Annotated in this window: 11 protein-coding genes; 4 read left to right on the forward strand and 7 right to left on the reverse strand. The window is 45.1% G+C overall.

What is annotated here, in order from left to right; translation table 11 throughout:
- Positions 1-8 precede the first annotated feature (8 nt).
- From JKK62_RS06445 to JKK62_RS06470, 6 genes are all read right to left on the reverse strand, one after another.
- The gene (locus tag JKK62_RS06445) at positions 9-1,580 is read right to left on the reverse strand and encodes a serine/threonine-protein kinase (protein ID WP_201427189.1); all 1,572 of its coding nucleotides are present in this window, start codon (positions 1,578-1,580) and stop codon (positions 9-11) included.
- 147 nt (positions 1,581-1,727) lie between these two features.
- Positions 1,728-2,273, reverse strand: coding sequence for a hypothetical protein (locus tag JKK62_RS06450; RefSeq protein WP_201427190.1), 546 nt, complete (start codon positions 2,271-2,273; stop codon positions 1,728-1,730).
- Between the two features lies 1 nt (position 2,274).
- Complete coding sequence (locus JKK62_RS06455) at positions 2,275-3,324, reverse strand: hypothetical protein (protein ID WP_201427191.1); 1,050 nt, start codon at positions 3,322-3,324, stop codon at positions 2,275-2,277.
- A 138-nt stretch (positions 3,325-3,462) separates the two neighbouring features.
- Positions 3,463-4,737, reverse strand: a complete 1,275-nt coding sequence (locus tag JKK62_RS06460; RefSeq protein ID WP_201427192.1) for a restriction endonuclease subunit S — start codon at positions 4,735-4,737, stop codon at positions 3,463-3,465.
- Positions 4,738-4,756: 19 nt separating this feature from the next.
- The gene (locus JKK62_RS06465) at positions 4,757-5,566 is read right to left on the reverse strand and encodes a hypothetical protein (RefSeq protein WP_201427193.1); all 810 of its coding nucleotides are present in this window, start codon (positions 5,564-5,566) and stop codon (positions 4,757-4,759) included.
- Positions 5,553-7,343, reverse strand: a complete 1,791-nt coding sequence (locus JKK62_RS06470) for a type I restriction-modification system subunit M (protein WP_201427194.1) — start codon at positions 7,341-7,343, stop codon at positions 5,553-5,555. The genes JKK62_RS06465 and JKK62_RS06470 overlap by 14 nt, the downstream gene beginning before the upstream one ends.
- 185 nt (positions 7,344-7,528) lie before the next feature.
- Between JKK62_RS06470 and JKK62_RS06475 the strand changes: the two genes are divergently transcribed.
- The 4 genes from JKK62_RS06475 (at position 7,529) to JKK62_RS06490 (ending at position 13,225) form a co-directional block, all read left to right on the forward strand.
- Entirely contained in the window at positions 7,529-8,215 is a 687-nt protein-coding gene (locus JKK62_RS06475) for a DUF3990 domain-containing protein (protein WP_201427195.1), read from the forward strand.
- Positions 8,196-8,819, forward strand: coding sequence for a helix-turn-helix domain-containing protein (locus JKK62_RS06480; protein ID WP_201427196.1), 624 nt, complete (start codon positions 8,196-8,198; stop codon positions 8,817-8,819). The genes JKK62_RS06475 and JKK62_RS06480 overlap by 20 nt, the downstream gene beginning before the upstream one ends.
- A gap of 60 nt (positions 8,820-8,879) precedes the next feature.
- Complete coding sequence (locus tag JKK62_RS06485; RefSeq protein ID WP_201427197.1) at positions 8,880-10,436, forward strand: recombinase family protein; 1,557 nt, start codon at positions 8,880-8,882, stop codon at positions 10,434-10,436.
- 779 nt (positions 10,437-11,215) lie between these two features.
- Positions 11,216-13,225, forward strand: a complete 2,010-nt coding sequence (locus JKK62_RS06490; protein WP_201427198.1) for a protein kinase domain-containing protein — start codon at positions 11,216-11,218, stop codon at positions 13,223-13,225.
- Between the two features lie 182 nt (positions 13,226-13,407).
- On the opposite strand, the gene JKK62_RS06495 is transcribed toward JKK62_RS06490, so the two are convergent.
- Positions 13,408-14,043, reverse strand: coding sequence for a type I phosphoribosyltransferase (locus JKK62_RS06495; protein WP_201427199.1), 636 nt, complete (start codon positions 14,041-14,043; stop codon positions 13,408-13,410).
- Positions 14,044-14,212 lie beyond the last annotated feature (169 nt).

The following is a 14,212-nucleotide window of genomic DNA, read 5'->3' on the forward strand; positions in this document are numbered from 1 at the left end:
ACATACTTCTACAATTCAGCAAGTAAAGCATTTATTTCCTGTGTTTTTTTAGCTTCTTCTACTTCTTTTGCTCTAGCTTCTATTTCTTCTCTTCTTTTTTTCTCCGCCGTTTTCTTAAGAAAGTTTCTATAATTTATATTCGTTTGATTAATCCACTCGTTAACCGTTTCGATTATTTGTTTTAACAATTGTTTATCTACATTTCCTTTAATGGGCATTACTAATGATTGTTCATTATCAGCACCGTGAATCCTTTTTGGCTCATATCCCATAACATATGTATACGAATCTAGATGAACAAGCAATGAAAACCATTCCACTGGGAAAGCTTTATCTAATTCAAACACAATTCCATTGTCACGATAATAATAACGAACCACATTCAGATTGAAATCCATATCTCCGTTATCGGGAATTATAGCTTTCTCTAATTCCGCTTTTTTCTTTTCAATCTCACTATTCTCAATCAGCGCATACAATTCGTTTAATATTTTATCAGCAGGAAACAAACGATCATCAGGGTTTTGCTGATACAGTTTATTAAACAACTTGTCTAAAAAAGCATACTCAGGTTCAACCTCTGCTATCGTCTTATAACCTCCTGCTTGTGGAATATCACCTGTGAACATCTCATTAAGAATCAAGCCGGCTGCATAAACGTCTGCTCTTGCTGTAACAGATGTAGCTCCTCCCTTAACTTTCTGCTCCGGTGCCGCATACTGAAAGTTTGCCAGTTTCTCTCCAGCCTTGGTTTCAACGGCGGTCAGTAATTCGTCTTCAGAGAAGTGAGCAATACCAAAATCACAGATTACCGGATCATCACTATCGCCAGCAAACAGAATATTCTCAGGTTTAATATCTCTATGAATTATTCCTTTGTCATGTGCGAATTTTAATCCCTGAATAATCCCAATAAAGATCAATATAGCCACATCAGGTTCTATACCTGATTTGATCTTTTTTTCCAGAGTAACGGGAAATAGCGGCATAACATAGAAGACATAGTCTTTTCCTCTAAAGCGGGCAATACCATGATCGATGATCTGAATTATATTTTTGTGCATGTTTTTCTCACAAAAGTTGATTTCATTTTTCAGACGCTTGTATTTTCTTTTGGATATATCCCTTTCAACAAACTTAATAGCGACATCATTTCCATCAGAATCCTTTGCAGAAAAAACCCGTCCGTTTCCGCCTTGACCTATTTGTTTTATCAATTGGTATTCTTCAAAGGCTGTTTGAATATCCGTTCCTTTTGAAAGTGATGTTTCTGTAGAAACATGGGTTGTTACTTCAATAGGAAGAAACTCATCCGGATTATCTATGATCAACTGGATTTTAGAACGTATCCTTGCATAATCTCTTTCATCTTTCCAACCATTCAGTCCGTCGATTATTTGAATTATTTCCTCGATAAGTGGATTCGGCTGCAAGCGGTTTAAAATGTACTTTGCTTTTTCGCTCCATTCAATAAACTCTGGTTGATTGAAAATGGTTTTTGTTGACTTAAATACACCGTCACTTCCAGTTCGTGGTGAAATACTATTAATTTTTCCAAGTTCTTCTAATCTTTTGTCCATATAAAATCTCCCTCATACAATTTAACAACGATTGAGAAATAAATAAACGTATTATATATGATTTCATGAATACTTCGTTCTATACTTGTCCAGTAGCACCTGTTCTATGTGGTTTTCAGAAATGAAGTCACACATAGTAACGATTTCTTATTTATTTGCCATTTTGACTGATTGCGGTTCATCATCAGCTAATGCAATTCTAATATACTTCCTTGAAGAGCTTGTTTGTTTTAGCCTATAGTAATATTGATTTCCAAATATATCATGGAAGTAGAGTCTTATTTCATTGTCAAGGGAAGCTCCGCCTAATCCTTGTAACGTAATACTGAATTCCGTATTCTTATCGACAACTGCAAAATTCTTTGGAATAAAACGTTTTGATCCTATATCAACATAATCCAAAAACAACAACCCGTTATCTGTGTTTTTGAAACTACCAGTAATATCATTAGTATCTTCACTGTCGGAACGGAAGATATATGTCGTTAATGGATTTGTGGTAACGCTTTCATTTAGATAGTTAATTATAATTGGCTTTGCGTTTGCAATCCTGTCCTTTTTTCGCCGATATGATGTTATGATTTCTGTTATAATAACACCAAGTAATGCTACTGCCGCACCAATTAAAGCACCTACTAATGCGGAGTTGCTTTCCTGTATTATTGGTGTCAATTCATCAATAGTGCTGATCACTTTATACCTCCGATTGTTCTTTTGCTTCTAAGTAGCAAGCAGTTCTTACCAACAGTTTGATCTCATCGTATTCCATATGTTCCGCATCAATTGTTACCCACTTTTTTGCAAACTGATTGGAAAAAGCTCTTGCTTGTTTTAATCCCCAACGTTCATTAGAAAACTCATCAACAACTTCGCTGCGCGAATCTAAATATGTAAATATTTTTTCCAATTGATAGTTGCACATTTGATGAACGGAATCCGGGACGACAGTCAGCAAGGAGAACGCCTCTTCCATACCTTCGTAATCCAGATTATCAATACAGTCACATACTTTCGGGATCTCATCTACGATTGCATCTCTAAAAACTGTTACGTTCTCTTGATTGCTTTCAACAGACAGAGGGCATGTCAGATAAGCAATGGCCGTTTCTATGGTATCAGCATCTTGAAAACGCTCATCTAATACTGATTTGATTTCCATTAATACATCAACCGGATTCTGGTTTCTGTTAATCTGATGTGAAGCCCATTTTTCTTCTTGTTCGCTCTTTTGATTTTTCACCCATTGAGTCAATTCGTTAATATAGTTGTATCTATAGCGAATGTATTCTTTTAATGCAGAAAAAGGAAAGGTAATATCAGTGATGCTTTCTTCATCAATATTTGAATATATACGAATACCGACTTTGTCACTATCAAAATCATAAGTATTAACGATAACCCACGGACAGTAGTGTGTTTCGCTTTTTTTCATAAAGGGACGCTCTCTTCTATGTGAAGTTTCATAAGGATGTGCAAAAGCCAAAGCTCTTATGTACTCAAAAAACACATCATCAGTGGGGCAGGTTTCCTCCGTAAAGTAAGGCTTATCATAAAACATGGCAGATTTGAAATACTGCTTATCGTCTCTATAGGGAGGCTTTCTGCTAAAAATACTTTCATACAACTTTTCAACCCCATCTTTAATCATACTGGCAAAAACGAGAAAACAAATCAAGCCTTCTTCTGTTTGTGGTTTATCAATATGAGCATTCAAATAATCGATCGCACTATCTATTCTGTCCATAAACACGCAAATTAAATTGTATCTATGCTTATGGGCCTCTTGTTTTGAATAGATCGGAGAAGCATTTATCGCTTGTCGAAAATCCGAAATAATAGCTTTATCATAATAGTATTCTTGGGCAGGAATTGTAACCGTTTTTTACACCTCCAGTTTGCTGCTCATCAGGCGCGGGAGTAATAGGTCGCGCTGTTTGATGAGGTTTTCATTCTGTTTTGAGAGAGCCGAAATAGAATTGTAAATCGGAATAATAATCTGATCAAACTTTTCCATAAGTTTCTTTGGCGGTAACAGTATTTCGCCTTTTCTAACAAAATACTCAAACTGAAAGTTTATGATACCTGTTGACTGTAGCTGGAAACGATCAATTATTCTGGTATCATATAGAAACTGCATCCAATAATAATAAAAATACGGCGAAACCATATCTTTATTCAGATGTATTTGTTTACAGAAGCTTGCGCAAATCACTTGTCCGCCCAAGCGATCAATGGTGTCCTGTGTAACAAGTAGAGTTCGACCTACAGGCTGTTCAGCTGTGCCTCCGGAGACTTCCAAAATGATATCCAGATCATGTAATTCTCGTGACTTGTAATTACTATCTTTATGATAACGAAGCGGGCAAGAAGATACATTTCCTCTTTTAACATTCGGAAAGTCTGTTCCACGAATAACATAGGCTTTTACTGCATAATCTTTGTCCTCTTCATCGTTTCCCCATCCGCCACCAATGTAATCAGAAATAACATCCTGCATCTTTCTAACACAGAAGCCAGAAGGAATTCTTCCCATCTTTGAGTCTTCGAACTCGGCGGTTTCGTGACCGGGAAAGCGGAAACGGACAAACCATTCTTTATACAGATTTTCCGCCATCTGCTCTAACGCCTTGATGCGCTTGTTGTTGGTTTCAATTAGGGAATCATAAGCCGAAAGGATAGAAACCATATGGTTTTGCAGTCTCAATTCCACAAGGGGAACCTTTACCCTTATCAATTCATTACCACGGATTCCAGCCTGTGCACATTGATTGATGATTGCTTTAATGGGATTGTTTTGAAGCTTGAACAAATAATAATAGAACCACGGATTACATTTTGATTTATCCAAACGTACACGGATTAAGTGAGATTCGTATGTAGTAGGTTCGATTAATTGCTTAACAATAGAACACTTTCCAGCCCCCGCCGCAACCAAAGACTGTCGAGCAAACAGTAAATCGCCTTCCTCTACAAAGAAGTTTTTCTTCTCTTTTTCGGACATTTTTACCCGATCCATTTCCATATCTGTAATAATGTCATTGGCAAACAGCTCACCCATACCAATCATTCGATATCCTTCGCCACGAACAGCGGTTGGTCGAGATAATCCATTACCCGAAGGAATAGCATATAGCTCTCCAAATCTAACAATTCCCATATTCATTCACCAAAATCCATCAATTTGTATCATTTGAGTCGAGTTGCTCAATCAATAGTAACCCATATATCAGGTTAATCATTTTTACGCAGTCTAGTTTAGTTTTCTTTCGTGTGGAACGCCCGTGTGCAATCCAATGTCTGTTGAGCCCCTTTGGCTCCTTCTGAGAAAAATTTGAGTATGCCGAAAAAGTATCCAATGTCTTTTCAAACGTCAGCGCTAGTGTTAACGTTGCATATTCATCTTGATCGAGAAGTTCATCTTTTTCGAGTTTCTCTTTGATCGTTTTAATACGAGGAGTAAGGTTAGAAGATGTATTCTTTGAGATATCAGATAGCAAACCATCAAAAACAGAAGTGAATCCCGTAACAGCCAAGTCGCTGTCACCTTGTCGAAAAGCCTTTACAGACTGTGAATAAAGGCGCATATGTTTACACAATTCAGGAGAAGCAATTGTTTTATCGATCGTATTGTTTACTGTATTAAACTTATCTTTATACATGAGTTCTCGGAGTATTTTATTTGTGTTATTCGCGTCTAAGATTGTATTCACATATCCAGAGGTCATATAATCCCAATAAACGAACTGCGCATTTCCCATTTTTTCTATTGCAACTAACGGGCGTAAAGCATTTGCTAAATCGGTTCCAAAGTTGTTAAATTGCTGTTTATACTGCTCAATCGTCTCAAGAAGAGGCGATATTTTAGTTTGAACTTCGCTCATAGCATCTGCTAATGAACGTATTGCCTCTGAAATGCGAGAAATAGCATCATTTGGCCATGAAAAATCAATATCTGGCCAAGGAGTAAAATTGTTATTCATTTTCAAACAAGTCTCTGATATTCTTTGTTATTTCTAATTCAAGATTTTGTGCTTCCTTATTCAGCAATTTAAACTCTTCATTAAGATTGAGCATAGTCGCCTTGAACTCTTCTTCGGTCATGCCATCGTCTTCGATCACAACGCCGACATAGCGTCCCGCGTTGAGGGAATAGTCCTGATCGGCGATGCTGTCCTCTTCGATGACTTCGATCTGCTTTCCCTTTTTGTCGATCTCATAAGATATGCCGACCTTCGCCGCCTTGCACAGTCCGGTGACGTCCTGATACTTTCCCTCGGGGAAACGCTCAATCAGCCAGTCGATCTGCTCCTGCCAGTAGGCTTTGGTCTTGGTATCCTTATCCTCAGCGGTCTCGGGCGCTTCCGCAAGCGCCGTTTTATACTCTTTGATCAGCGCGTTGAACGCTTCGGTGTCACCTTCATACAATCGGGTGATAATACCGAGGTTCTTGATCTGCTCATCGCTGAACTTACGGTGAGCGCGGTCAACCTGAGTGAATATATTACGCGCGTCGATAAAGAGGATCTCATCCTTCTTATCCGTCTGCGGCTTGTGCTTGTCAAAGAACCACAACGTCGCGGGCAGGGTGACGGAGGTGAACATATTGGACGGCAGGGTGACCATCTGGCTGATAACGCCTTCTTCGATCAGCTTTCTGCGAATCTCATACTCACTCTTTCCTGCATCGGACGCGGAGTTCGCCATGACCAGCGCCGCCTTACCGTTTTTGTTGAGCGCGGAAGCAAACAGACCGATCCACAAGTAGTTGGCGTTCGGGACGGTTTCTTTCTTATCGCTGTCCTTCTTGCCGCCCTTCTTTGTTTTGTTGCGCGGCACGCCGTAGGTGCTGTAGCGTTCATCCTCAATAACGCGGCTGTATACGACCTCATCGACGTTAAAGGGAGGATTCGCCATGACATAGTCAAAATTCCCGACCGTATTGTAGGGATCGGAATAGAATGTATTCGCCTCAGTGATCTCGCCGCGCACATTGTTGAGCAAAAGATTCATCTTGGCGAGCTTGACGGTGTCGGGTTCCTTTTCGATACCATAGCAGCGGAACTTCATCTGATCCGCTTCGGTTGCGTTATGACGATGCATATATCGCGCCGCCTGTACGAACATACCGCCCGATCCGCACGCGGGATCAAGAATCTTTTTGTCGCCGGGCTCGGGATTGAGCACCTCTACCATATAGCGGACAACGGTTGCCGGCGTGTAGAATGTTCCGCCGTCTTTACCCTCTGACAGCGCAAAATTGCCGAGGAAGTATTCATAGATCTCACCGAAGATGTCAATGGTGCTGTTCTCGGGGATGTCTTTGAAAATACGGATGATGTTGGAGAGCAACTCAGGCTCTTCATCAGGAACAAGCTGAGCGTAGACCTCTTTAGGCAGAACGCCTGCCATCTTGGGGTTCTCATCCTCGATCGCCTGCATTGCAGACTTCACGAGCTTTGCTTTCCCGGCGTTATCGGGAGCGTTGTTGATGAAATCATAGTAGGCACATTCAGGCAGAAAGAAGCCGCACTTTTCAACAGCGATGGATTTGATATCCTTTTCCATACGGGTGCCTTTGTACTTCTCGTACTCCGCCATGATCTCATCGTGGTGTTGCTTAAACAGAATATCCGCATAACGCAGGAAGATCAGGCCGAGAATCGGCTGACCGTATTTGTTGGCGGCAATATGCGCGCCGGCACGAAGCATATCCGCCGCATGCCATAAATCGTCTTTTAGCTTCTTCAGTTCCTTATCTGTCATGATATACTCCCAAATGTTTTATCCAAGGATAAATATCCTTATACTTTTCCATATTGAATTATAACACATCCTTTCATTCGACACAATACATTGAAATGTGCTTTTCCGGAAGGATTTATACTTTATTGTTTCGCACGCTTGACATTGTCCTACTTTAGTAGTATAGTATATACAGAGGTGAAATTATGAGCAAGTTAGTATTATATCACGGCAGTGATCACATCGTAGGTCAGCCTATTTTCGGAAAAGGCAAACCTGACAACGACTACGGAATGGGCTTTTACTGCACCGAATCTATTGAGCTTGCGAAAGAATGGGCTTGCGGTGAGCGCGGGCAGGACGGCTATGCCAACGCTTATACCATCGACACCGACGGGCTGAACATACTGAACCTGTCCGACGAAAAGTATAATATCCTGAACTGGCTGGCAATACTGATTAAAAACAGACGCTTCAGCACGACGGTTCCGATCGCTCAGGTCGCCAAGCAGTATATCATCGAGAATTTTTCCGTCGATATTTCTCCCTATGATATCATCATCGGCTACCGTGCGGATGACTCCTACTTTTCCTTCGCGAAGGACTTCATCAGCAACACGATCTCCCTTGAGCAGTTATCCCGCGCGATGCGCCTGGGCAAGCTCGGCGAGCAGGTGGTGCTGAAATCAAAGAAGGCATTTGATGCTGTTCAGTTTGAAAGAGACAAATGCGAATACGCTGACAGCAGTATCTATTTCCCGTTGAGAGAGAAGAGAGACAGCGAAGCGAGAACACAGTACCTGAGCGTTGAACGATACAACGACGTCGTGAATGGATTATTTATGCGGGACATCATGGGAAGGAACATGAAGAATGAAGACTTTAGCAGATAATTATTCTGATGAAAAGACGATCGATCTGGTCGCCGAGTGCTTTGATTATGCGGTCAACTTCTGTAAAACAGACGGAGACGATTTCTGGAACTACCTCGTTATCTCGGGCATTGCCAAGCAGCTGGAGGACGGCAATCCGAAGTTTGTATTGGGACACTCCGCTGTAGAGATCGTGAACATGGTATTTGATAAGGTGAATATCCCCTCCGATAACACCGACTATGTTGCTTTTGAACGCTCACCCGAATACTGGGCAGGCTGGGCTTTGGCTCAATACCAGATCAAGTCGGAGCAGTCTTACAAAAAACTCCATTCGCTCATTGGCTTTTCGGAATTGATAGGAATGTACCAAACGCTGCATGAGGCGCCGATCGAGAAGTTCTTTGATAAGATGGACAAGCGAACGGCGAATCAACAAATCGGCTTGAAACGGCAGAGAGAAAGAATGGGATTATCCCAATCAAGCCTTTCAAGAATATCCGGCGTCAGCCTGAAAACGATCCAAGCCTATGAGCAAGGGCAGAAGGATCTCAAGCGAGCAAAGCTCGAAACACTGAACTTGTTTGCTGATATCCTGGCATGCGAGATCGAGGATCTGTTTTAGTTGACAAATAGTTTCTGGCGCGCTAATATCTAACAAACTTTGAAGAAGAGGTGAGAACGAATGAATGGTGTAATTTATGCAAGATATTCTTCCGACAATCAAAGGGAAGAAAGTATCGAAGGACAGCTGAGAGAATGTATGGCGTTTGCCGAGAAGAACGATATTCAAATCGTTGAGACGTACATCGACAGAGCGCTCTCCGCAAAGACAGATAACCGTCCCGCGTTTCAGCGAATGATTCGGGACAGTGCCAAAGAACAATTCGAGGTCATCATCGTATGGAAGCTTGACCGCTTCGCCCGAAATCGTTACGATTCTGCACACTATAAGGCGATCCTGAGACGCAACAACGTGCGTGTGGTTTCCGCTACCGAGGCGATCTCGCAGGGTCCCGAAGGCATTATCCTTGAATCTCTCCTAGAAGGCATGGCGGAGTATTACTCAGCCGAGCTTGCCGAGAAGGTGCTCCGCGGAATGAACGAGAACGCTTACAAATGCAAATTTAACGGAGGTACGATCCCATACGGCTACTATGTAGATGACGAACAGCATCTGCAGATCGAACCCGCAACCGCGGCTATCGTCCGTGAAGTTTTCGAGCTTTACGACAGCGGGATGACAATGAAAGAAATCGTGACTACGCTCAACGATAAAGGACTCCGCAACAGAAGAGGAAATCCATTCAAGATATCCGTTGTCTCCAAAATGCTGACCAATCGGCGATATATCGGAGAATACAAATTCAGAGAGATCGTTATCGAAAACGGTATCCCTGCCATCATCCCGAAAGAGATGTTTGAATCCGTCAACAACAAACTAAGCGCGAACAGAAAAAAGCCCGCCCGAAAGAAATCAGGCGAGGAATATATTCTGACTACAAAGCTCTACTGCGGTAACTGTAAATCCTTCATGGTCGGCGAGAGCGGTACCAGCCGATGGGATAAAACCTACCGCTATTACAAGTGCGTGTCTGCAAAGCGGAAAAGCGGCTGCGATAAGAAAGCTGTTCAGAAGGATCTGATCGAGGATCTGGTGATCGATCAAATCCAAAAGATCATCCGAGACGATTCCGCTATCAATTTGATCGCAGACAAAATCATCAAGACACAAGGCGAAGAGGATAACGGAATTCAACTTCTCAGGCGCCAGCTTGCAGAGGCTGAAACGAGTATCGAAAACCTGATGAAAGCGATCGAGATGGGAATCATCACCGAGACCACCAAAAACCGATTGATCAAGCTCGAGGATCGGAAAAAGGAACTTGAGGTCAGGCTGGCTTCGGAGACGATCAAAAAGCCTATCCTGACAAGGGAACAGATCATTTTCTGGCTTCAGCGATTCAGAACCTTCGATCCAAAGAATCCGAAGCACAGAAAAAACATGATCGACAGCTTTGTCAACGCGATTGTGCTGTACGATGACAAGATCATCTTCTACTTCAACTATAAAGAGAACGCCGAAACCCTTTATCAGAAGGATTTGGAGGATTTTTCGGATTTATTCGTCTCTGCTCCACCATTAAGATTTAAGGCGTGTATACCTTTATGGTATACACGCCTTAAACTTTATCAGCAGTGCGCCATCAGGGACTCGAAGGCGAGCGTACCCTCAATATAAGCGTGAGCGCATATTGAGGGGCAAAATGATCCGGTGAATCATTTTGAGCGAGAGCGTAGATCAGACCCGGGGTTCCCGGCACGCCCCGCGTGGCGGGGAGAGGAGGAGCCACGGAGCGAACAAGCCGTATCGCACCTGATACGGAGACTACGCGAAGTGCGTAACGACGAGGTGTCGCTCCCAAGGCGAGGCAACCTTCTTCCTCCTAATATAACATACTGATGGCCCACCATATTAATGCAAATGGAGATACCATAACGGTATCTCCATTTGCTTTATCCATATTATTAGTGGAGCCATCAGGGACTCGAAGGCGAGCGTGCCCTCAATATAAGCGTAAGCGCATATTGAGGGGCAAAATGATCCGGTGAATCATTTTGAGCGAGAGCGCAGATCAGACCCGGGGTTCCCGGCACGCCCCGCGTGGCGGGGAGAGGAGGAGCCACGGAGCGAACAAGCCGTATCACGCCTGATACGGCGACTAAGCGAAGTGCGCGACGACGAGGTGTCGCTCCCAAGGCGAGGCAACCTTCTTCCTCCTAATATAACATACTGATGGCCCACCATTAAAATTATGAGGAGAAACCGTAAAGGTGCTTCCGTCATAATCTTTTACGGCAGTGAGCCATGTTTTTCTGCACTAATCCCTGTTAAAACGATCCATCACCGGTCTGCTTCGACAGCATCCTCCAAATAAATCCCTTATTATTCCTTTAACGCCTTGCACAGTTCGTCTGATTGTGATAGCATTAATGTAACACGGCAGAATGAGGGATCCTATGTACTGTTATCACTGTATGACAAAGCTGGAGGAAGGCGCTCGGCAATGCTCGCACTGCGGACAGAGCACCGAAGTGCAGGTGGTGCCGCATCACCTGCGTCAAGGCACCATCCTCAACAACAAATATCTGGTGGGCGACGCCATCGGCGAAGGCGGCTTCGGCATCACGTATGTCGGCTTCGATCTGAACCTTGAGCTGAAGATCGCCATCAAGGAGTTCTATCCCAACGGCTACGCCAACCGCAACAATACGCTGGGCAATAACGTCACGTTGAATTACCAGCACGAGGGCGAGTACTTCAAGAACGGCAAGGAACAGTTCCTCAGAGAGGCGCAGAATATCGCCAAATTCTCTAAGGAAGACGGCGTCGTCGATGTACGCGATTACTTTACCGAGAACAACACCGCCTACATCATCATGGAATATTTGGAGGGCGATACGCTGGCGGCATATCTCAAAAAACACGGCAGGATGGAGGCGCAAGCAGTCTTTCAGCTCATGCTGCCGGTCATGCACGCGCTTGACAAGATGCACAACACCGGCATCATCCACCGCGACATCTCCCCCGATAACATCATGTTTACCGAGGATCACTCCGTGCGGCTGATGGACTTCGGCTCCGCCAGATACTTCACCGAATCCGAAAAGAAAACCATGTCGGTCATGCTCAAGCCCGGTTACGCACCCTATGAGCAGTACAGCTCCAAGGGCGATCAGGGGCCGTGGACGGACGTTTACGGACTGTGCGCCACGATGTATAAGTGTATCACCGGCAACACGCCCGTCGACTCTCTTTTGCGCTGTAAATCCGATACGCTGAAAAAGCCCTCTCAAATGGGCGTCGGTATTTCTCCGGCGCTGGAAGCTGTTTTGATGTACGGCTTGGCGGTATTTCCCGAACAGCGGTGCCGCAGCATGAAGGAGCTCATCGGCTACACCGAAAGAGCGTTCAGCTCCGGAAACGACATTCCGCCGCGGATGGCGGACGATACCATCTATCGCACCGCGGCGGCGGATGACATCCCCACGACGTCCCGTCCGCGACGCGCCTATGATTATGCTCCGCCGCGCCGTGATTATCCCTACAGTGCTCCCAAAAACACCTATCGCGAACCGCCGCGGGAACAACCCCGCAAGAGCTACAGCGGACTCATCGCGTTATTTGTCACGCTCACTTTGATCGTGATCGGCGCGGTAGTCGTCTTTCTGCTGTTCGGACAGCAGTGGTTCGCATCGGGTGACTCGACCTCCGTTTCACAGTCGGGCGACACCGTTGTCGTATCCGACGTCAGCGGCAAGCTGCTCTCCGACGCGACCTCCGAGCTGGAAGGAAAGGGGCTGGTCGTCGCGACAAGAAAGGAACTCAGCGACGACGTTGCCGAGGGCTATGTGATCCGCCAGAGCGTCAACGCCGGCAGAGAGCTCAACAAGGGCGATACCGTCCTGCTGTATGTCGCGTCAGCACCGTCCGGTAACGATACAGACAGCGCAAGCAACGAGGACAACTCCAATGACGCGGGCAACGACACGAGCGATCCGCCTCCGGCATACGCTTCACAGGGCGTCCTGTATAACACGCTTTGCAAAGAATATGTCACCCTGCGCTCATCCGCTTCGATGAAAGCGTCCGAGATCACCCGGATCCCCAAATACGCCGCTGTCGATCTCATCGCGTATGTACAGGATTCCGACTTCATGAAGGTCGGCTACAACGGAAAGATCGGCTATGTGATGGAGGCGTTCTTCACCGCGGAAAGTACCGCGAACGGCAGATATGTCAAATACTGTATCGCCCGCCAGCAAGCCAACCTGCGCTCAAAGCCGGGCAGTGACAATAACAACAACATCGCCTCTATCTACACCGACTCACCGGTCTGCTGCACCGGCAGATCCGAGGATGTGAACGATCAGCGCTATCTCGAGGTGATCTATCGCGGTCAGACCGGATGGGTGCTCGATGCGGTCTTCTCCGACACGATGGACGGTCACACCTATAAGGGCGATTGATCGGCACACTGACCTTCCTGATGATCCGACCTACCCGAAAAGCAATTGTGTAAATGCTGTCGGGCGACAGCCTCCGCTGTTTTGACAGAGTAAATATTTTTCGGCGGGAGCAAGTCCCCGCCCTACAAAAAGATAACCCCGCTGCCATTCACTCGAATGACAACGGGGTTTTATCGTTTTTATTACAGCTTTGAATATCCGTAGCTGTTGACCAGCGCCTCCAGCCTCTCGCCGTTCTGACACATCGGACAGCGGTGGGGCTTATAGCTCTGATAATCCTGTAGATCGTTCGGGTTGAAGATCGAGGTGACGGGGATCTCATCACACTCGCCGACAGTCGCGAAGATCGACGATACGCCGACGATATGACCGCCGTAGTACTTGATCGCGTCGATCGCGGCAAGCGCCGTCTTGCCGGTGGTGACGGACGCGGCGAGGATCAGCACGTGCTTGTTTTCGATCATCGGACTGGTGTTATCGCGGAACACCATCTGACCGTTGCCCATGAACTCGGGCGAGAGGATGTAGATGGTGTGGTGAGCGTTCAGGTTCATGAAGCTCGCGTCGGACAGTTCCTGCGCGACAAAAGCACCCAGCACCTCGGTACCGTCCAGACAGATGATGGTGTCGATGATGGTATTGGTGCGGTAGAAGGACACGATCTCATGAGCGACCGCCTTTGCCTCCGACATACGATATTTCTGTGTCGTAACGTCGATATAGTAATTGGTGTGGCTGTGCATCGTCGCGAAATGTCCCTTCTGCACACGCAGGAACAATTCGGGATTTCTGGTTCTGATCTTGAATTCTTTCGACATAAATACCCTCCAAAGGTTTGAGATCGCCGCAGCTCTGTGCTATGACAATACTATTCTTTGATAACAACAAAATAAGTTTACACCAAATCGGCGCATAAATCAATAGTTACTCGTTAACACTCGTACATTTTTACAATCCCTCAGTCACCTTTGGTGACAGCTCCCTTTA

It is taken from the genome of Ruminococcus difficilis, assembly GCF_016680995.1.

Bases quoted from the DNA above. Each gene is read 5' to 3' on its own strand.
- JKK62_RS06445 (WP_201427189.1), bottom strand. From the start codon at position 1,580: ATGGACAAAAGATTAGAAGAACTTGGAAAAATTAATAGTATTTCACCA.
- JKK62_RS06455 (WP_201427191.1), bottom strand. From the start codon at position 3,324: ATGGACAGAATAGATAGTGCGATCGATTATTTGAATGCTCATATTGAT.
- JKK62_RS06460 (WP_201427192.1), bottom strand. From the start codon at position 4,737: ATGGGAATTGTTAGATTTGGAGAGCTATATGCTATTCCTTCGGGTAAT.
- JKK62_RS06470 (WP_201427194.1), bottom strand. From the start codon at position 7,343: ATGACAGATAAGGAACTGAAGAAGCTAAAAGACGATTTATGGCATGCG.
- JKK62_RS06475 (WP_201427195.1), top strand. From the start codon at position 7,529: ATGAGCAAGTTAGTATTATATCACGGCAGTGATCACATCGTAGGTCAG.
- JKK62_RS06480 (WP_201427196.1), top strand. From the start codon at position 8,196: ATGAAGACTTTAGCAGATAATTATTCTGATGAAAAGACGATCGATCTG.
- JKK62_RS06485 (WP_201427197.1), top strand. From the start codon at position 8,880: ATGAATGGTGTAATTTATGCAAGATATTCTTCCGACAATCAAAGGGAA.
- JKK62_RS06490 (WP_201427198.1), top strand. From the start codon at position 11,216: ATGTACTGTTATCACTGTATGACAAAGCTGGAGGAAGGCGCTCGGCAA.
- JKK62_RS06495 (WP_201427199.1), bottom strand. From the start codon at position 14,043: ATGTCGAAAGAATTCAAGATCAGAACCAGAAATCCCGAATTGTTCCTG.